The sequence below is a fragment of the Myroides odoratus genome, assembly GCF_001549985.1.
GTDB classification, from domain to species: Bacteria; Bacteroidota; Bacteroidia; order Flavobacteriales; family Flavobacteriaceae; genus Flavobacterium; species Flavobacterium odoratum_A.
On sequence record NZ_LROZ01000007.1, the window covers coordinates 141,351 to 162,701 of the forward strand.

16 protein-coding genes are annotated in these 21,351 nt (G+C 37.3%); 3 read left to right on the forward strand and 13 right to left on the reverse strand.

Annotated features, from left to right (window positions below; translation table 11 throughout):
* Nucleotides 1-24: 24 nt before the first annotated feature.
* The 8 genes from kdpF to AWV75_RS09805 all read right to left on the reverse strand — a co-directional run bounded on the left by kdpF (nt 25) and on the right by AWV75_RS09805 (nt 10,745).
* On the reverse strand, nt 25-102 hold the full coding sequence (kdpF, locus tag AWV75_RS19280; RefSeq protein ID WP_082711064.1) for a K(+)-transporting ATPase subunit F: 78 nt from the start codon (nt 100-102) through the stop codon (nt 25-27).
* A gap of 436 nt (nt 103-538) precedes the next feature.
* Nucleotides 539-1,888: a sigma-54-dependent transcriptional regulator gene (locus AWV75_RS09775; RefSeq protein WP_060874180.1), complete on the reverse strand. Its 1,350-nt coding sequence runs from the start codon at nt 1,886-1,888 to the stop codon at nt 539-541.
* Between the two features lie 200 nt (nt 1,889-2,088).
* A complete protein-coding gene (locus AWV75_RS09780; protein WP_060874181.1) occupies nt 2,089-3,411 on the reverse strand; it encodes an alkaline phosphatase family protein in 1,323 nt (440 codons plus the stop codon).
* Between the two features lie 10 nt (nt 3,412-3,421).
* Complete coding sequence (locus AWV75_RS09785; protein ID WP_060874182.1) at nt 3,422-4,840, reverse strand: hypothetical protein; 1,419 nt, start codon at nt 4,838-4,840, stop codon at nt 3,422-3,424.
* Nucleotides 4,841-4,850: 10 nt separating this feature from the next.
* Nucleotides 4,851-8,003, reverse strand: coding sequence for a TonB-dependent receptor domain-containing protein (locus AWV75_RS09790; protein ID WP_060874183.1), 3,153 nt, complete (start codon nt 8,001-8,003; stop codon nt 4,851-4,853).
* Nucleotides 8,004-8,011: 8 nt separating this feature from the next.
* Nucleotides 8,012-8,608 (reverse strand): sigma-70 family RNA polymerase sigma factor, encoded by a 597-nt coding sequence (locus tag AWV75_RS09795; protein WP_060874184.1) that lies wholly within the window; start codon nt 8,606-8,608, stop codon nt 8,012-8,014.
* On the reverse strand, nt 8,574-9,548 hold the full coding sequence (locus tag AWV75_RS09800) for a FecR family protein (RefSeq protein WP_060874185.1): 975 nt from the start codon (nt 9,546-9,548) through the stop codon (nt 8,574-8,576). Before AWV75_RS09800 ends, AWV75_RS09795 begins: the two co-directional genes overlap by 35 nt.
* Nucleotides 9,549-9,872: 324 nt before the next feature.
* Nucleotides 9,873-10,745, reverse strand: a complete 873-nt coding sequence (locus tag AWV75_RS09805) for a helix-turn-helix domain-containing protein (protein WP_060874186.1) — start codon at nt 10,743-10,745, stop codon at nt 9,873-9,875.
* A 330-nt stretch (nt 10,746-11,075) separates the two neighbouring features.
* Here AWV75_RS09805 and AWV75_RS09810 point away from each other — a divergent pair, with 330 nt between their 5' ends.
* The 3 genes from AWV75_RS09810 to AWV75_RS09820 all read left to right on the forward strand — a co-directional run bounded on the left by AWV75_RS09810 (nt 11,076) and on the right by AWV75_RS09820 (nt 13,172).
* Complete coding sequence (locus tag AWV75_RS09810; RefSeq protein ID WP_231738083.1) at nt 11,076-11,531, forward strand: META domain-containing protein; 456 nt, start codon at nt 11,076-11,078, stop codon at nt 11,529-11,531.
* A 602-nt stretch (nt 11,532-12,133) separates the two neighbouring features.
* The gene (locus AWV75_RS09815; RefSeq protein ID WP_060874188.1) at nt 12,134-12,703 is read left to right on the forward strand and encodes a Crp/Fnr family transcriptional regulator; all 570 of its coding nucleotides are present in this window, start codon (nt 12,134-12,136) and stop codon (nt 12,701-12,703) included.
* Nucleotides 12,704-12,761: 58 nt separating this feature from the next.
* Nucleotides 12,762-13,172 (forward strand): VOC family protein, encoded by a 411-nt coding sequence (locus AWV75_RS09820; protein WP_060874189.1) that lies wholly within the window; start codon nt 12,762-12,764, stop codon nt 13,170-13,172.
* 163 nt (nt 13,173-13,335) lie between these two features.
* Here AWV75_RS09820 and AWV75_RS09825 read toward each other — a convergent pair whose 3' ends face one another.
* The 5 genes from AWV75_RS09825 to AWV75_RS09845 form a co-directional block, all read right to left on the reverse strand.
* A complete protein-coding gene (locus tag AWV75_RS09825) occupies nt 13,336-15,639 on the reverse strand; it encodes a hypothetical protein (RefSeq protein WP_060874190.1) in 2,304 nt (767 codons plus the stop codon).
* 184 nt (nt 15,640-15,823) lie between these two features.
* Complete coding sequence (locus AWV75_RS09830) at nt 15,824-17,020, reverse strand: hypothetical protein (RefSeq protein ID WP_060874191.1); 1,197 nt, start codon at nt 17,018-17,020, stop codon at nt 15,824-15,826.
* Between the two features lie 41 nt (nt 17,021-17,061).
* Nucleotides 17,062-19,020, reverse strand: a complete 1,959-nt coding sequence (locus AWV75_RS09835; protein ID WP_060874192.1) for an OmpA family protein — start codon at nt 19,018-19,020, stop codon at nt 17,062-17,064.
* 12 nt (nt 19,021-19,032) lie between these two features.
* A complete protein-coding gene (locus AWV75_RS09840; protein WP_060874193.1) occupies nt 19,033-19,965 on the reverse strand; it encodes a PorP/SprF family type IX secretion system membrane protein in 933 nt (310 codons plus the stop codon).
* A gap of 10 nt (nt 19,966-19,975) precedes the next feature.
* Nucleotides 19,976-21,232 carry a gliding motility-associated C-terminal domain-containing protein gene (locus AWV75_RS09845; RefSeq protein WP_060874194.1) on the reverse strand — a complete coding sequence of 419 codons (1,257 nt, stop codon included), beginning with the start codon at nt 21,230-21,232 and terminating at the stop codon, nt 19,976-19,978.
* Nucleotides 21,233-21,351: the final 119 nt, after the last annotated feature.

Sequence of the window (21,351 nt, forward strand, 5' to 3'; positions counted from 1 at the left end):
AGACCTACTTCTTTCAAGGAGTTTTTAAAACTTTTCCGGCTTGAGTAGGACATAACACAAATAGGCAAATACTGCCAAAGCAATAATGAATAATAAACTCATGTGTCTAGTAAATTATAGATTATCTAAAAACTGAATGGCTTTGTAAAACAAGACAAAGCACGCAACGCCTAAAATGATACACGCTAAAATGTTCATAGTTTTGTTTTTAAGTTAAAATAAGCTTGTGGATGATTGCGTGAAGTACGCACTCTTTATGATGTAATGTCTTTTGGCTACGCCTGCGTTGTACTGGATATAGTGCTTTCATGATGTATTATTTTGCCTAAGTATATGCGAATGTTATACCAACTTTCAAAAAAACAATGCAACACACTAACAATCAATTTATTACAAAAAACAACAGTTATTCAATTAAAAGAAACCCTATCAAAACGATAGGGTTTATGTAGCTCCACCCTATCGTTTTGATAGAATAAAGTCGAGTATAAATAAAAAAAGCCCCCGTATTGGGAGCTTTTCTAGTATCATTTCAATCTTAAATCAGTTTGTATTCTGTCATTTTTCGGTATAAGGTCGTTAAGGCAATCCCCAACAGTTCAGCTGTTTTGGTTTTATTGCCGTTGGTGTGTTGCAGTACTTTTTGAATATGCAGTTTTTCTACCGTAGCTAAATCTAAAGCGGAAAGGCCTTCCCTTGCAGGTTGATATTTTTGTTGCACTTCATAAGGCAAATCATCAATTTGTAGTTCCGTATGCATACACAAAATAACGGCGCGTTCCATCGCATTACGCAATTCCCTAATATTACCTGGCCATGTATACCGTTTCATCGCTTCCAAAGCATCGTTGGAGATTGTCTGCACTGGACTTTGTTGCGCTAGGGCAAATTGCTTGCAAAAAAGCAGAGCTAACAAGGGAATATCTTCTACTCGTTCTCTTAAAGCAGGCAGGCCAATTTCAAATACAGAAATACGATAGTATAGGTCTTCTCTAAAGTGTCCTTCTTTTATTTCTTTCTCTAAGTCTCGATTTGTCGCTGCAATAATGCGTACCTCTACTTTCGTTGGCTTCGTTTCTCCAATTTTTAAAAATTCTCCCGTTTCTACTACGCGAAGTAGTTTTGCTTGGAGCTCGATGGGTATTTCTCCTATTTCATCTAGGAAGATTGTCCCCTGATGTGCTTCTTCAAATAGTCCTTTTTGATCTTTTATTGCATTGGTAAAAGCCCCCGCTTTATGTCCAAATAGTTCACTTTCCAATAAATCTTTACTAAACGCGGAGCAGTTAATGGCTACAAAACTATGGGCAGCCCTTGTACTAGCTTGATGTATCCCTTGAGCAAAAACTTCTTTTCCTGTGCCTGTTTCTCCTGTTAACAAGACCGTTGCATTTGTAGGAGCTACGCGCTTTGCCAAATCCATTGCTGCCATAAAAGCTTGAGATTTGCCAATCACTTGATCAAATCCTTTGGTTTCTTCTAGGCTATCCATTTTATGTTGCTCCAAACTGCGGTTGATGGCTACTCGCTCTAATGCGCGATACAACAAGGGAAGTATCTTATTGTTATCATCGCCTTTGGTGATATAATCAAAGGCTCCATTCTTAATTGCTTGTACTCCGTCGGGAATATTGCCATAAGCCGTTAATAATATAATCTCAACTGCCGGATAACTTACCTTCACTTGTTCAACAAAAGCAACACCATTCCCATCCGGTAACTTTACATCGCATAATACCACATCAATTGGCTGTTGTGCCAATTTTTTGGCAGCAACTTTTAGATTATCTGCTTGGTAAACTTCAAAACCCTCCAACTCAATAATACGAGATAATAACTTGCGCAATTTCTCTTCATCATCGACCACTAAAATTTTCTGTAGTGCCATATGCTTTGTTTAATAAGAATAGGCTAAAGGTATAAAATAAATGATGAAACATTTTCACCTTCCAACTAATCTATAACCAATACTTTCCGTCGTTCTTGTATCAGATTTATATTCCCCCATACGCGGTTATATAAACCGCGTAAAAAAAAGAGTGAAGATTACATCTCCACTCTTTTCCAGTTAAAATACAACTACTTCTCTTATTTTTTTGATTCAAAAAGAGGCAAGTACATTCCTTCAGCTTCTTCCATTTCAAATTGCAAAACCTTGCTAATTAGTACAGGAATATCTTCTAAATTCAGTTGATCAATTACTAATCCAGCTTTCAATCCTGGGCCATACGCCACAAAACCAGTATAAATCTCATGGAAATTAGGGTAATACCCGTGTTTTCCTCCTTTACTTGGGGTAACGATTTCTCCCGTTGATTGATTCGAAAACGCATAGCCTAATTTTCCTGATAAGGCCAATTTCGCTTTTGTTTCCCCTCCTCTAGCGCGAATCATGGATTCATCAATACATTCAAACATGGCTTGATAGCGTACTGGCAGTTTGTGGATGAGTTGACTCACCTCTTCCACAATCTTTTGATCTTTGGAATTTTTCACTTGTAAGACAGCACTTCCTCCTGTCGAAAAGAAAAAAGCACGATCCAATAGCCCCGCTTCTTTTAGCCAAATATTGGGTGCAATACTAAAATCTGTAGATACAAATCCGTGATCTCCTGTTACAAGTAAGAGTGTTTCCTTCTCTAATCCGGCCTGAACCACTGCATCCCAAATATTCCCTATCGCTTTATCTGCGCCTGCAATCGCACGTGCTACTTCTTCTCCTTCTCTACCCTCACTGTGTTGTGCGCCGTCTGTATTGGGTAAATGTAGGGTTAGCAAATTGGGTTTATACGTTTTGATGAGATACGCAGCACTACGCCCTAAGTTCTCATCCATTGCCAGACTACTCAAATTCAACTGATTGTAGTGAATTTGCCCCAAGGCTTGGGTCATAACCTCATCAAACAAACCTTTAGGTGTTGCATATTGTTTCGTTGGGGTAATGCGATCCATTGGGCGTTCAAAATCCCATATTTCTGGTAAATTGTAGTCAATAAACGCATTGTGTAACGTAATCGGCCAAGAAACTGAAGCTGTAATCAATCCTTTGGCTTTGGCTTTTTCCCAAATTGTAGGGACTTTAATGTCTTTACTGTCGTAAATCCATTCGCCTGGTTGACCATTTTCACCTACTGTTGTGTTGTAATACACCCCGTGCTTATGTGGGAGTGTTCCTGTAGACAAGGTCGTATGGGAAGGATAGGTAACAGAAGGAAAAATAGTGCGCACTCCCTTCGCCGATACTCCTTTTTTTGCCATTTGTTTTAAATTAGGCGTTCCCCATTGTTCTTCTTGGTAAAATTCAGGACGGAATCCATCAATACTCACTAAGATTACGTGTTTTATTTCTTGTGCCCAGCTGGTGCATACCCACACACAGCTCAAGCTTATACTTAAAATTACTTTCTTCATCGTCTAGGTATTATTTAAATAAAGGCAAGATATACGGGCTATTCTTATGCGCAACCAATACCTTATTCATATCGTATTTCATCGTTACAGTTCCAGTTGTTGCATCCGTTGTAAAATCATCCATCCCTGTCTTTGCAGGAATAAAGTCAGGAATTAATGCTTTGGTATATTCAGCAGAAACATGGGCATTATTTCCCGCTTCAATTTGCGAAATAGGAAATTTAATTCCCAAATCAGCTAAACGACGTCCCTCGCTAATGAAAATTTCTTGGCGCAACAAATAAATCGTATACAACAACTCATCTGAGGTAGTAATTGCTTCAATGTCAGTCTTTGTTACTTTGGTTCCCGATACTTTACTAACCCATACTTTTCCTTTTTGACGATCGACTACATATCCTTCTTTTTCAGGCGACTGGGCATCAAATCGAACCTTTACTTCTTTTAGGGGATAATCTGGACGGATTCCTCCATTTCTCGTTTCTCTTTTATCGTCCACTAATTCCGTTGGACGAGAAGCAACCAAATCTAAAAGCTGATATAGGTGGTGTTTACTTCCTGCTATATCTTGCGCAGCTAAGTCAATTTCGGCTAATATTAGATATCCTTCTTCCCCTTTGGCTAGTGCTAATGATTTCTGGTCATTTTGTGGGGTACCCACAGAGAAAAATTTCGGATCAAGGTAATCTAAGCGAGGCAATGGAGCTAAGCGATTAGGCAATGCATCATACGTTGCATTTTGCATTTCATTAGGCACGCTATTTTTACCATCAAACTGAATGTTGTACAATAAATTTGGCGTAGCGATAGCCAGCTCTGCATATTGTTTCGCTTGTGCTTTATTTCCCAAGCGGTAATTGGCTCGTGCGATAAACAAAGCATACGCATTTTTAGTGTCTGCTTTGGTTTCTAATTCATAGGCTTTTGTAAACTGTTCAATGGCTTTTTTCAACATATCTTGAGCCGTAATAACTGGGCCTAAATTGGATTCAGGTAAACCCAAAAACAGCTCTCCACCTAATAGATTTGCATATCCTTTACAGAAGTTCATAAAGGCAATATCCGTTTCGGTCAAAGTTGGATCTTTGGGTAAAACAACTTCTAAACCATACGTAGCCATTTCGCGCAATGCTTGGATACTCGCTTGTAAATTATTGACATCGGGATCAAAATAATCAATTTGAGGTTGATCAAATACTTTCGAATATTGCGTATAATTATTGAAGTAATTGTCAGAGGTGATTTCGGCATTAATGACAATAATATTGGTCGTTAAGGCCATTTGTTTTTGCAATCCAATTATCCAGCTATGGCCTGCATTGGGTTTATTCAAATAATTGTCTTCGGTTACATACGGATTATCCACACAACTTACTGTTGTTAGGGCTAAGGTAAAAACAACACTTAAAGCGATACTTATTTTTTTCATGATGGTCGACTTAGAAATTAATTTTAATAGATCCTAAAAATTGTCTTGGTGCAGAGTACGTTGCATAGGCAATTCCTCCTGTTGATGCTCCTCCTTGACCTTGAGCAGCACCACTGATTGTCGCTTCAGGATCAAAAGATGAAGCAGTAAAATTGAATGGATTCGCAACAGTAAATCCAAAGGTGATAGACTGATATAAACTCGGATTAGAAGGTCTTAAATAGTACGATAATCCAATGGTTCTAATTTTGAGGTAATCTGTTTTTTCTACAAAGCGATTGGTTAGGTTCAACCAATTGGTTCTTCCGTTTTTATCGATTTCTTCTTTTGGTACAAAATCATCCGATGCTCCATAGTTATATCTAAATTGGGCATCCCAATTGGCTGCATATCCTCCAGTTTGGTAATTGGCATTTGCAAATAAGCTCCAGTTTTTATAGCGTAAATTCAAGCCGATATTACCAAATACTTCTGGAATTGTACTTCCTAAATACGCTTGTGGAATAGTTTCTTTTAACGTTCCATCCTCTCCTATTACTCCATAGTTTCCACGGATAAATCCAACTGGTCTTCCCTCTTCTACGACTGTTTGTAATGTTCTAGAACTGAATCCATTGATATTAAAAGCAGGTGCTCCACCCGTACTTAATACTTTGTTTTTCAAGGTATTGACAGATCCTGTAAGCGAAACGTTCCAGTCTTGGGTCTGCACAACTTCCAACGCAAAGTTCATCTCAAATCCTTTGTTTTCAATCTCACCTATATTGTACAACTGACTTTTCGTATATCCACTAGAAGGTGCTGGTGGTACATAGAACAAGGCGTCTTTGGTTTTAGAGTAATAATACCCCACAGATAAAGTCAAGCGGTTATTCCAAAATGAAGCGTCAACTCCTGTTTCCCACGTATGTGTTTTCTCTGGGCGTAAATCATCATTACCAGGTTGGCTAAAACGCGTGGCTTGTTCACCGAGGTATCCATCAAAAGCAACTGTTTTTTCATTGGCATAAGCAGGTGGTAAATTACCAGCTACTCCATAACTTCCTCTCAAGCGCAGTGTATTCACAACCGGATTGGCAAACCAATTTTCTTGTGACATCATATACGATACCCCTACTTTAGGATAGTATTGTACCCCGATATTCTTTCCGAATGAAGGGTTACGGTCCCCACGTACCCCCACATCCAAAAACAACTTATCTTTATATCCTACGTTTTCCGAAAGATAAAATCCATAGTTTAATACTTCACTGATGTATTCATCACTAGTGCGAATAGCCGCTTCTGAAATTGAATAGGCTCCATCTCGAATATTTCGTCCTTCAATCAACGTTTGATTATCAGAATTTCTAAATAATTGTCCTCCTACTGTTGTAATGAAAGAGAAATCCCCAACATTGATGTTGTGCTGTCCATTGAACTCCACAGTCAATCCTAGATATTTGCGCTGTATTTTCTGAATACTTCCTTGATCTTTAATCAACTGCCCTTTCGTTGCTGTCAAGTATTCATTGGTTTCAATATTCTCTTGATCTTGAATACGATAATCCAATCCTCCTACTAATTTAAAAGATAGATTTTCTAAAGGATTATATTTGAATTGCTGAGAAGTTGTAAATCGATTCACTACAATGTTGTTGTCTTGCAATCGCTCTGCATTATTCACAAATTCTTTCATCACTGCAAATTCCTCCTCTGTCAGTTCATTTAGGCGATTTTTAAAACCAGGTCCTGTTATTTTAGAGGCTCCATCTTCTGCAAACCACAATCCTGTATATCCTCCTTGGTTTCCGTTTCTATTTCGTTTATAGGCGTTGTGTACATACATGAATGAACTTTCATAGGTTACATCATCTGAAAGCTTCGCATGAAACCCTGAACTTAAATCAAATTTTTGATTTTCATTTTGCTTGTGTATCTGTACTCCTGATGAATTTTGATAGCTTGTTGAGAAATTATAACCAAAGCCGCTATCTGATTCTCCATTGAGGTTTAAGCGATATTTTTGATAAAATCCATTTTCAAACAACAAGTCTTTCGTACGATCAAAATACAAGAAATCTGTCGTTGGTGTTTCCACCCCCATTTCTGTAAATACATTGACATAGGTTCCTGGCATTCCTCTCTTTTTGGTAAAAATTTGAATAACACCATTGGCTGCATCCGATCCGTATAACGTCGTCGCTGCTCCTCCATTGATAAACTCTATTTTCTCAATGTTATCCATGGGGATATCCGCAATAGAACTCATTGAAGCCCCTTGTGCACTACCACCAAGAGCAGCACGTGTATTGTTGTTATCCAAGCGTACTCCATCCACATAAATGATAGGTGTACTACTTAAAAAGGCAGAGTTCACACCACGTGAACGAATCAACGAAGTAGATCCCGCTTGTCCACCTGTAAGGTTGATTTGTGCATTGGGTAACTTGGTTGCGAGTAATTGATCTACCCGTTGTGCAGGGATTTTTTCTAATTCACTCGCTTTGATTACGGTTACATTATTTGCCAAGCGCTTTTTCTGTACATCGGCTCCTTGTCCAGTAACAACAATCTCGCTTAACATTTGATTGTCTTCTTCCAACTTCACTAAGATATTCAGGTTGTTTTTTGAAAAGCTCAAATCCTTGGTTTTATATCCCATAAAGGAGAAAGAAAGTGTAATGGGCGCTTTAGTTACGGTCAGCGTAAACTGTCCATCTATATCTGTTACTGCGATGAATTCATTGTCTTTATCGCGTACATTGGCGCCAATAATTGGAAGCCCATCTTGATCGACTACTTTTCCTTTAAATTCTAGGATTCGCTCTTGCACTTGGGTATTGGGTTTCACAAGTATCTGATTCCCTTGCGTCTGAAAAGATACCTGGGCCTTTGCTTCAATATAATGAAGTAACGTTTCTAGCGAATCATATTCTGTTGTAAATTCATAGCTTTTACTTACTGGAATATCAGCCGCAATATAGACAAAGTGTTGCTGCGTTTGCGCTTCTATTTGGTCAAATACTTGTTTGAGCGTTGCCTGATTTTGGGTTAATTTTAATTTAGACGTTTTCTTTACTTGTCCCTGTAATTGCTCGTTTGGGACGGCAGATAAAGAGGAGGCTTGTGTTGCTATACTAGCTAAAGTTAAGGTGGCTAGCAAGACGCTTTTTTTCATCATGGTGTAGGTTATTTAGTTTTATTTGTTTGGGTTAGTGCCAGGGCGATTGTCTTAAGAGCAATGTGCATATGGTTCTCAATGGTCTTAACGGATAGATCTAAAATATCTGCAATCTGTTGGTATTTCAATCCGTCAATTCGACTCATCTCAAAGATGCGTCTTGATTTAGGCGGAATCTTATCTATGATATGCAGGAGCGCCTGTCGCAAGTCGGCCTCTTGTTCAGACTGTATGATATCGTCTTCAATCGTGGAGACATAATGTTTGTGTTCTACGGTTTCAAATTCCAAGTCTAGCATTGTTTTTCTAGTGATTTTCTTCTGTTGAAACAGCATATTCTTCGTCATAGTAAAAACATAGACTTTGGGATTTTCAATCTTACTTAACTCTTCTTTCTTTTGCCAGATATAGTAAAAAACATCTGATACTTTTTCTTCAACGAGGTATAGGTCTTTCTCATAACTCAAAGCAAAACGACATAAATACTGGTAATACTTAACATAAAACCGTTCAAAAGCGAGTCTATTTCCCTGCGCTATTTCTTGAAACAACACCAGATCATCTTCTGGCTTAGGGCTGCTTTTTTGATAGAGGATATTGGGCATAAGGTTCGATTAAATAGTTGGTATTGTTTAAAGTGATGGTGCAGTTGGCCACAAAAGCTAGCGCTTGTATGAATTCTTCTAGGGTTACTTGATCGAATACTCCTGTGATTCGCTTTTGTGCAAAAACAGGATCTTGAATCACAAAAGTGACTCCGTAAAACTGATTGATTTGAATTAAGGCTTGTGCTAAAGGGGTATTGTCAAAGATTAGCGTTTCATTGCGCCAGCTCATTTGTTGTGCTGCATTGGTTTTGAATCGCTTGACTTCCCCTAGGCTTGTATTCCATACTAATTGCTCATTGGGTTTGAGGTATAGTTGTTCTCCATTGCCTAATTTGGCCAATACTTTTCCAGAAAGCAAGGCTACGCATTTCTCTTGCCCCAAGGTATTGACACTGAATTGCGTCCCCACGACTTCAATCGCTAAGTCTTCGTGTTTAACCACGAATTTTTTATTTACATTTTTAACGACATCAAAAAAGGCTTCGCCTTCTAACCAAGCTAAGCGCATTGAGTCATTTTGTGTGTATTGCAAACGCGCCTGTCCATTAAGCACAACGACGCTGCCATCTTCTAATGTTATTTGTTTACGCACTCCTGGAACATTAGTGTAAATACGATATTCAGCATCTGCTGGATTTACAGTAGGTTGAACCAGTAAATACGTCATCATAAAACTGCTAATCAGCACCAAAATCGTACAAGCAACTCGGATATACCAAGAGTTCACCTGTTTTTTTCTTTGTGATTGCTCTTTGGCTTCCTGCCAAATTTCACGATTGGTCGGGTAAGCTTTCCACAACAAACTGTATGTTTCATAGGTGCTTTTTAGCTCTTCATCAAACAGTACATCTATTTCGAAAGTAATTCGTTCTTCTTCAGTATATTCTCTAGTCAGATACTGAATACATCGGCGCTTATTTAATTCTTGTTCACTCAAAACTAATCAGAAGTTTGGTTTAGTAAAGGAGTGAAATAATTGATTTTACACCTAGAATTTAAGGTTATTGAATTGTTAGGGAATCATTACGATTTTTTGGATACCGAAAGGCCATATGACCCTATAATGAACCCATCATTAACAAAAGAATAGATGGGGTAAATTCCATGCTTTTTCACTTCTATCGCATTGAAAAAATCGAACTATAAAAGCAGGAATTAAAAAAAGATCTGTTCCACTTTAAGGCTAAAAAAAATGAAACTTGGAAGTATTGTATGTCAGTATCTCTATGAAAACACCCCTTATTTCTACAAAATATCAAAACTAATTTTTGAAATTGTTCTTAAACTTGATGGGCGTTGTACCCGTTTGTTTTTTAAAAAATACCGTTAAGTGATTGGGTTCTTTAAATCCTAAAAAAATGGAGATCTCATTGACTGTTATGTTTTTATAGAGCAAGCATCGCTTTATTTCCATTACTATTCGCTCGCAGATCCAATCATAAGGCGTTCTGTTTTCTACATGTTTAAAAGCATATTGGATGGTTCTCACATTTAAATTGAGCTCAGCGGCATAGTCCTTTACGCTCATGCTCTTATCTAACTTTTTATTTACTAAGGCTTTAAATGTGGATACAATGTATCTTTCATTCGAGATCGTCAGTTTTTCTACTTCCATCTGATCCATACATTCTTCAAGAAGTAACAGAATATTAAATAGGTAATTATTGAGTACTTGTTGCTTTTTCAAATAATCCTTTTTATCTAATTCACTTCGAATCAAATCAAACAACAACACTAATTCATTGAAATGTTCGTTTACATCTAACAAGGCTAAGCGTTCCGATAAAGTGAAGAGATTCGTGGTGTAAAAAAATTGAAAGTGAAGTTCATCGATACAAAAAAAGTCTTCGGTAAATATGAGCACTTTAGCCTCATAGTCTACGGGTTTGATAAATTGTCCCATTTGATTTTTGGCAATTACTAATGCCTTTTTGGCACCAATTGCTATTGGATTAAAATCAACGGCATATGTTCCCTCTCCTTGTACATACAACTGAATACAAAAGAAATTTAATTTATGAGGGCTAAAAATAGTAGCTGTCCTTTCTTCTATTAATTCATGAAGATTCCTACAATTAATGTATAAACTAGTATTCGCACGATGGTGAAATTCTTCTACTATTAATTTATCCATATTCACAAAAACATCTAATTTTCTCTTACCGAATCTATTACAAAGCGTAATTTATAAAATGGTAGTAACTCTTTCAATTTACAAATTACTAAAATACAAAAATAACACTAAAAAAGTAGTAATAACACACAACAATTAGCATAATAAAAGAAAAAATACAACAAAATTTTAAATACAGATAGAAAAGCACACACCCCCTCACACCTAATATGTAATAAAAATTCGCATATATACATTGTTTGACTAGGTGTTTTTTTATGAATTTTGCAGTCAAAATAACACATATAATTCTTAAATAATCTCGATTATATGTACATTAGTAAAAAAAATATGAAAAAAATCACTTTAATCGTTGCTTTGGCAATCGCTACTGTGTCTTGTAACAGTAAAAAAGAAACAGCTACACCACAAGATCAAACGGCTACAGAACAAGTTGCTGTTACCCCTACTGCACTTGTAGGAACTGTTTGGAAACTAACGGAATTAAACAACCAGGCTATCACATTAGATAAAGATTTTCCTAAGGAGCCTCAATTAACGTTTAATCCAGATCATAGTGTAAATGGAAATTTAGGATGTAATGGATTTGGAGCAAGCTATGAAAGCAAGAATAACACGCTTACTATTAGCCAAATAGTTTCTACACAAATGGCATGTCCAAACCTTGAAATCGAACAAAAGTTTATTGATGTACTAAACCATAGTGCCTCTTTTGAAATTAAATCAACTACGTTACTACTTAAAAATGAGAAGGAAGAAGTACTAGCCAAATTAAAGGCAGAATAGCTTTTCTCTCTTTTACTAGGATAGAAAATAGGGTGATTTTTTAGTCAACACAAAAAATCACCTTGCTTTTTTTCGCAATCCACACACAGCATTTTCCTTCTTATACCATTCCTTAACATCCCTTAGGAATGCAAAAAGCACTCTTTTTTTAAAGAGCGCCTTTTGAGCTACTTGTTTGCTGTTTGATTGTACATCTAACAGCAGGAATAAAAATAATTATTTGTTGTTTTCTTTTTTGATGCTATAGAGCCATCGCGTTTTTAAGATTTTTTGCTAATACTGAAAATGAAATTTCATTATTAGTAGTCCCCACTATTTATCTCGTACCAAATGCGACTTTATTCTTTCAAAAAAGAATTCAAACAAGTAAATAAATAATTTATTTACTTGTTCTCACTAACAAAGATAATTAGGTCTTTTATTATTTTTCCTATATATCCACGAATAAAAGGTATAAAACAATACTATAATGAATCGTTGAACAACGATTTAAATCTCCTCTATACATCAGGAAATTGAACTTATTTTAAAAAAGAGAAAGCAAACGCTTGATTACTAAAATAAATAAAAGACATTTGTTTCTCTCTAATAAAAACAACCCCATGCTTAAGATTTTAACTTTCATTCGTTCACTAACTCCCTTTACTGCTGAAAACTGGGAATTACTTCAACCTGCATTAAGTAAAAAGGTATTTAAGAAAAATGAATTCTTATTAAAAGAAGAAGAAGTATGTAATTCTTTATTTTATATTGAAAGTGGTTCATGCAAAAGCTATTATGAAATTGATGGGGAAATTAAAAACACCTTCTTTTACTTTGAAGATGAAATAGCAACCAACCTCAGTAGTTTCGGCTCAGGTCAAAAATCAAATTTTAATATTATTGCTACTGAGCCCTTAACCGCAATCATTTTTGATAAAGAAAAATTGTTTGACATTGCCAAACATTCCTTAGCCATTGAAGCCCTAGGAAGATGTTGTATTCGTTTGTATGCCATCAAGCAAGAAGAATTATCTACTGTTTTCCAATTGTATTCCACTGAAGAGCGATTAGCTTACTTAGAAAGGACCAAACCCGAGCTTTTAAAACGAGTCCCTCTCTCTCAACTTGCTTCTTTTTTAGGTGTAAAAAGAGAAACATTAAGTCGTATAAGAAAACGCAGAATTATGTGACATTAGTCACAGGTATATCTCCTTTCTATGGTATTATTTTGTTGAAAAATGATTCAACATGCAGAAACTAAAAAAAATTGACTCACAAACCAATGTACTGACTTGGTTTGAAATTCCAGTTACAGATCTTGATCGAGCACAACAATTCTATGAAACCATTTTGGCTATAGACATGATCAAACAAGGGGATGGAGCTAATGAAGGTGTTTTCTTTCCTTTTAATCCAACCGTTGTCCAAGCTACGTCTGGAAGAGTAACGGGAGTATTAGCAAAATCCACTACACTACCTTCACAACACGGAACAATTGTCTACCTCAATGCGAGCCCAAGTATTCAACTTGTACTCGATAAGGTAGAAGCTGCTGGAGGTCAAATTATAGAGCCCAAACAGCTATTTGGCCCTGTAGGCTATATCGCGATGATTTTAGATAGTGAAGGAAATAAAATAGGTTTACATGCGGAAGAATAAAAGATGCCCCCTATCTTTTAGAAGTATAAATAGCGCTAAAGTTAAAATACTTTAGCGCTATTTTTATGCCTACAGTAAACAATGCAAATTTACATTCTCCCCCTCTTTTTTAAGAATAGTCTCACTCCTTACAACAAAAATCACTCCATGTACGACTAAAGAATCAGTGTTGTGTTTCTAAGACTTCCAATCGTCTCGTTAATTCTTTATTTTCTTCCGAGAGTTCTTGAATAGCTTTAATCATGGGGGCTATTAACTCACTGTATCGCAGGAGCAAAAGCTGCTCTTGACTTCCCTCAGATTCGATGAGTGCAGCATTGGTATACCCCATTGTTTCTAAAACGGCTTGTATATCTTGCGCTAAAACTCCCCATTCTTTTTTCCTTGTTCTATTAGTCAATCGGATGTATTCTAAGGGTTCTAATTGCTCAATGAAATTTAATCCTAACTCCAACGGTTGGCTTTCGCTCATGGATCTAGCATCAGCAATACTCCCAAAAGGCACTTGACCGTAAATACTGGTAATTTCTTTATCGCCCAAGCGAATAACATTGGAACGGTATACTTTAGCTCGACTTCCTATTGCTGTTGTATTATATATAATTCCATAGCCATTTTCTACACCTGACAAATACCCAACTGCGGTATTAAACTTCCCTGAAATATTCTGATTCAACGCGTGAAACCCTACCGCAGTATTTTGGCTCCCTTCGCTATTTCCACTTAAAGCACTTCGCCCTACTGCCACATTTTCCTCTCCAATGCGGTTGGAAATCATCGCTTGAAAACCAAGAGCTGTATTGTCACTACCTGTCATATTTGATTTCAACACTTCCGAACCAACGGCGGTATTATTTCTACCATTATCATTTATACTTAAACTATTTGCTCCCACTGCGGTATTATCATGTCCCGTAACCCTTCCTCCATCATTGTTTCCAGATAAAGCACCATACCCGATAGCCGTATTCCATCGCCCCACATAACTTCCTTTGGGCGTTCCTTTATAGGTGTTGACTCCAAAAGAGGTATTATAGGTATTAATCGAACTCAATAATCCCGCTCTTACATTGCCTCTTTTGAATACAACATCCTGATTGTCAACTGTCCCCATAAAATCCTGTTCTGCATCAGTATCCGAATTTCCTCTCGTTCCCCACCCTTGTTGTTCTGAACGAAAAGGAACCCAATGAAGTCCATCGAAATAATAGTATCCTGCCGAAACAGAAAATGTTCCTTTCTCTACTTGTGCGGTATTGTAAATCAATAGGCCTTGAGCAGGTGTTTTAATCGTCGTTAGATCATCTGTTCCTTTAAGAGCAATTCGAGGAGGTAAAAATCCGCGATTTGTGCTACTTAAATCGAGAATAGCGGATTCATTCGGTTGAGCCGTATTGACTCCAATCCTTGCCGTATTGCCTTTATTGATATCTACCCCATAAATACTATTTCCGATGTTCAATTGATTATCTCCTGCTGGATCACTAGCTATCGTTTGAGCACCAAGAAAGATATTTTGATTCCCCTTAGTTAAATTAAGTCCAGCATCATTTCCTACCGCCACATTAGCATCTCCTTGATTGGCTGCTGATGGCTTTAGTTGATACAGAGCTCCTTTTCCTAAAACGGCATTGTAGTTTCCGTGTTGATTGTTGTACATTGCTTCTGCTCCTACTACGGTATTGTAATTGCCATAATAATTATTAAATCCGGCATAACTGCCCAACATGGTATTGTGTCCGCCTGCATATCCATGATAATAGGCATTATGCCCCATGGAGGTATTCATTCGACCATTTCTCGAATTTTGAGCCGCTCCATTTCCCACAGCGGTATTCGCATCTCCAGAAGAAAGACTCAGTAAAGCATTATTACCAATAGCGGTATTATAAGACGTTAAATTTTGGCTTAAGGTTCCACTTCCTACAGCAGTATTGAATGAGCCGGTTGTATTTTTAGTCAAGGTAGAAGATCCAAGGCTAACATTATGTCTCCCTGTTGTTAAAGCCATAAGTGCCTCACGCCCAAAAGCTATATTTTCAGATGCCAGAAACCCCATGTTGATTTTATTTCGCTTAAAAACAAGATCCGCATCATCTAGCGTACCTATAAATTGATTACTAGCATTAATACCTGAATTACCTTGTGTACTCCACGTATTTTCCGTATTTCCAATTCTAACCCATGTAGTACCTGAAAAATAGTAATATCCTGGGTTTACAGCCTCTTGCCCATTCGTTGTTGTTGCTATATTATAAATGAACAAACCCGATGCAGGTTTTACAATGGTTATAGTATCCTTTATTCCTTTTAAGGCGATTCTTGGGGGTAAAAAACCTTTGTCTGTAGCCGTAATATCCAATGCAGCAGACAAATCTGGAGCAGGAGTATTAATCCCTATTTGGGCATAGCTACTAACGAAAAATAGGTATAGAACTACTTGAACGATGTATTGTGTTTTTTTCATAACTTCTTTTCTACTATTTAGTCTACAAAGTTGATTAAGTCTGTGTTTTTCAGCCTAAAAAAAGATAAAAACAACAGGGCATTTCGTAAAAAAAGACATTTATCTTTTGGCTTTTCGTACCATTAGTAAAAGCATCAAACCAAAATGATTTGATGCTTTTTGAAAAAGAAAAAAAGGGAATCAATTAATAATATTGTTCAGCTAGAATAGCATATACACCTCCTCGACCTCGAGGTCCTGTATGATAAAAGGTTATTTTATACAATGTTTTATTGGCGATATCGCCAATATAATACGTAAATACTCCTGTAACATCCCCTGCTCCCATACTAGTTCCCATGAATTTAAAATCATTTCTATTAGTTAAAGTAACTTCTTTGGTATAAAAACTAACATTAACACTATTCCCTTGACGTTTATCAACCCCTATTTCATACGTTTCTCCCATAGAAACAGAATTAGCTAAGGCAATTTGTGGTCCCCAACCACTGGTGTTGTTGCTACTAGTAGCGTATCGAAATTGGAATCGTCCAATTGTTACTACTTGATTCTGATCAGGCTGAGAACCGGAATAAACTATTTTTTCTGTTTTAACCCCTGCGTTTCCAGCAGGAGCTTCTCCCACTAATGCCACACAATGCTGTTCACCAAAATCAAGACTAAAAATTGCCTTACCTGTTTCTCCGCCGTCATTGGTAGGAGTTCCCACTACTTTATACGTTAGTTTTCCATTTCCCTGAGCCAATTTCCCTGATTCTAAAGTTGCCACTAGCCCTCCATTTCCAAAAGAACTCAATGGACTTCCCTCTTCATACGTGGCTCCATTTCCCTGCGAATAAGGAATTGTTAAATACCCAACATAAGGCACTCCTGATTTCAATACCGCAGGTGATAACACTGCTTCATTACAATGTAAAGTAGCCACTTTTGGTGGGGCTAAAACGTCATTTGCTAAAGTTTTCCATTGTGCTCCATCCCAATACACAAAACCTTCATATTGTAAGCCATTTGTTGTTTTTTTATTGTAGACCATCAACCCTTTTTCTGGGTCTTTGACGGTCTCAACATCTGTGGCATTAGTCAAAGTCACTTTGGGAATTAAAATTCCTTTTTTATCCGATTTTAATTCCAAAAGAGCAGACGCGTGAGGTTCAATCGTTCCTACGCCTACACTTCCAGATTCCAATACAATAAAATCATCTGATTGTTGCAGAATCGTTGGTTTGGCCTGTAATGGATTAGTAGTTTCTACGCTAGACGCTCCATCAATATGAAACACGCCATAAGGTTTCTTGGTGTTAATCCCCGTTTGTGCAAACAACGTAGTTGATACTCCTAAGAGTAGTACAACTAGAGGTATAGTGCAATATTTCGTTTTCATTGTGTTCTTTCTTTTAAATTTATTTTATTCTTCAGTACTCCTTACTCCCCAACAATAAACTCACTTCGTCTGTTGAGTTGATGCTGACTTTCCTCGCAAGGAATTCCATTGCTGCACTCATTGAGCAATTGACTTTCGCCATAACCTTTAGCTTTCAATCGAGTAGCGTCAATTCCCTGTTTTATAATCCATTGTCTAGTTGCTTGAGCTCGACGTTCGGATAACATCAAATTATACGTATCATCTCCTCTACTATCTGTATGGGAGCGAATCTCAATATGTAAGTTGGGAAATTGTTGCAAGACGTCTACCACTTTCATCAATTCTATTTGAGCATCTGGACGAATAGCAAATTGAGCAAAATCGAAGTAAATCGGTTCTAACTTTAATTTTTTGAATAAATCATCTCCTGATTCTACTGTTATATTACTGGATTCCAATGCAATATCAAGGCGTCGTTGTTGATTTCGATCTATTGTTAGCGTTAGTTCTTTCGTAAAATAGCCTGCTTTACTTATGCGAATACGATAGTGTTGCCCACAGCGGAGTTGATTCAAACGATAATAGCCTTCTTCATCAGTATTAACCTGATTCACTTGTTGTTGCATGGTATCCATTACCTGTACCTCTGCTTTTTCTAAGGCTTGTTGTGTATCCAAATCTGAGACAATTCCCATCACAAGTTGAATACACGGTTTCTCTACAATGAGATACACATCATCTCCTCCTTGTCCTCCTTCTTTATTGGAAGATACAAAACCCTTGTTTGATGCATTGTCAATGTAAAATCCAAAATCATCAAACGAACTATTGAGATCTGGTCCTACATTTACAACTACACCCAAACGTCCATCGTGGTTGATTTTTGCTTTGTATACATCCAATCCGCCAAACCCAGGGTGTCCATCGCTTGAAAAATACAAGTTATATTCCTTTGAAATAAAGGGGAACGTTTCACGTCCTGCAGTATTAATTGCATCTCCTAAATGCTCAACAGCCCCAAACCGATTTGATTCATATATAGCCACGCGAAATAAATCCGATGCTCCTACACTCCCTGGTCGATCTGAAACAAAATACATCCACTTGCCATCTGGAGTCAATGCAGGATGAGCGGTATTGTATCCTTCCATATTAAAAGGCAATTCTTCTACATTACCCCAATGCCCATTAGCCTGTTTCGTTGCTTGGTAAATTTTTACTAGAGCAGTATCCTCTTTGTCGTATTTTGCGCGTTTACTTCCCGTCATTAATCCATTATTACTCGTAAAATACATCCGCTTTCCTTCTTGCATAAATACAGCACTTCCTCTATTTAGCTCGCTAGAAGCGATTTCTTTTGCAAAGACTATGGGGGGTGTGAAAGTTCCATCTGCTGTTAGGGTTGTGGCATACAATTGGGTGTATGGCTCGTTAGTCCAAGGATGTACTTTACTCGGTACTTCTTCATTTGGACGAGAAGAAGTAAATATCAATTGATCATCTAAAAGCGTAGCACCATAATCTGAATATGGACTATTGATTGTTAGATTCGCCATTGCAAAACGGGAGGCTGATATCGTTTGCTGTTCTAATTCCGTATGGGTGAGCAATAATATAGAGCGTGAATCAGCCGTTGCAACTGATGCAAATTCTTGTAAGATTGCATCTGCCTTCTCGGGCTCTCCAATAGCTTTGAGCGTTTGAGCATAGCGATAATAATATTCTTTATCTAACGTAGCCAAGTCTTTAGCTGGATAATCATCCTCGAAGAGTTTAGCATACCATTGATGTGCTTCAACCAACTTGCCATTGAAATAGTAAGAATCCCCTAGTTTACTTAAGATTGAGGTATTTATAAATCCCTTATTTGCTATATTCTCATAAACTTTGATGGCTTCTATATAAGCATAGGTATCAAAATTGTGATCTGCTTTTCTTTCCTTTCGCGTTTGTCCCAAGCTATTTAGACTGGTCAAACACAAACAAAGCAAAACACTTTTATATAAATATTGAACCATAATTGTTTGTATTTAGAAAAATCGAGGGGCTACTTTTCTTCTATTGTTAGTAAATAATTCGAACTTCATGAAAATTTCATGAGAACCCGAGTGATAGTTGGATAGTGAACGAGTATCTGCATCATAGGTATAACCGATAAATAGCCCTTTATTCAGCTGAAATCCAACCAAACCACTGATAGAAGAATCCCAACGATAGGCTGCACCGAACGTAAATTTCTCATGGAACCAAAAGTTGGCGGTCAGATCGACTTGTAGGGGTGAAGATGGATTTACCTTCACCAAAGCGGCAGGCTTAAATTGGATAAAATAATTCAAATCAAAAACATAACCTCCCATCAAGTAGAAATGAGCTTTTTCGTTGTAGACGCGGTACGCATTGTCATCGTATTTTTTACTTGAGACAATCCTAGGTACGGATAATCCCAAATAAGCAATATCGGAATAGAAGTATACCCCTGCTCCTACATTACCAGCAAACGCACTAGAGATATTAGTGGCTGTCATAGGATCTGTTCCATCGTATATCCTTAGTTTATCGTAATTCACATCCAAAAGAGCTCCACTTCCCTTTAATCCAAAAGCTAATTTATATTCCTGATTTACCTGCACGGTATACGCTACATCAATCGCTAATTGATTCTCATCCATCACGCCTAAATGATCATTTTTGAAATGGAATCCCATTCCTAAACCGGAATCATTTAATGGGGTGGTTGCTGATATATAAGCTGTCTTAGGTGCCCCATCAAGTCCAACCCATTGAGTACGATAAGAACCGAAGAATTGCAAGTGATTCACACTTGCTGCATAAGCTGGATTGACAATGGCTGGATTATACATATATTGGGTATAAAGAGGATCTTGTTGAGCAACAGCTTGAGATAGGTTGAGTAGACCTAAAACAAGAAGTATCGATCCTATTCGCATTTTTTTTCTTTTCATTTGTGCAATTTTAATTGTTCTCCAAGTGCAGATTGGCTGCTTTTTTAATGAGACGACTGCCCTTCTCATCTACCTGTTCATAGGTAACAATATAGTAGTACGTACCACTTGGTAATTTACTGCCTCTATCTAGCGTAGCCTTACCTTCGGAATACCCTCTAAATACTTGGGTACTGCCGTCGCCTTTGGGATCATATCCTTTTGCTTCATAAACACGAGTTCCCCAACGATTGAAAATCTCAACTTTATTGTTAGGATAGCGGTGAATATTCTCAATGATAAAATAATCATTCTTCCCATCGCCATTAGGCGTAACGAGATTGTAAATGACTACATCTCCTCCTAGTATCCAATCTTTTTTGACCGTCCCTAAAGTAAAGAACCCGAAATCTCGAATCCTAGTTGGTGTCGTCACGCGCTTGTTTGCCATATCAACTACACCGCCTTCATCTACCCAGGCTTGTTCTTTTATATCCCAACGTAGGATACTTAAATTCTCTTCTGCTGTTTGAATAATCTCCAGTGGTGTTGTATCCTCATTCCACTCCAAGGAGAGAATGATATCACTTTGTGTTCCTTTATTTCCTTGAAGCTCCCAATATTCTTGCGTATTTAGTCTTTCTATTTCCTCTGATTTTTGGTGATGAGTAGTAAAAAAACCCAAATCAGATCGTACATATCTACTTGCAATCACATCCTTCTTATTTTTGGGCCCAGAAATGGTACTATTTCTATAGAATCCCTGATCTCCAATAGGAAACACAAAGGGGGTATTTCCTATTTTATCTACATATCCTTCCACATAACTATGGTTGCTCATCTTTTGAGCTTGAGCGCCATCTTCAAATACAAAAGATTGATCCAAAGACATCAGCCGTACAATTCCTCGATTAAAATCAACCGTTCCCTGTGCAATCAGCCCAGATGAAACCTCAAAGGCAATCCCTTGGTAGGTATTATCAAAAACGACATCATAAAATTTAGGGATAACCGCTCCTTTTATCTGTTGTCTTTGAGCAGAAGTAAAAATCGTTTTTCCAAATTCTTTCCCCTCATTCAAATAGTCATACAGTCCGTGATTAATGAAATCCTGATGTACAACAAAGACACCATTATTGAAAGTCTGAGCCGTAGGCAAGTTTTCAAAGCTGAAATACGTGGACAGTTCTGTATGAGGTAAAATGTATAAACTGCCTTGATTGACTACTTGTCCCAAGACACAAGAGGAAGAAAGAATGCAAACCAAATGTAACCATCTATTTAGCATACTTTTCTATTTTTCCCTAATGCATGCAAATGAAGTATTACTTCCTCATCATCGATGCATTAGCGTGTTCGTATTCATTCTAGTTTAAACACTTGCCTGCTCTTGATGAGAAACAGGCA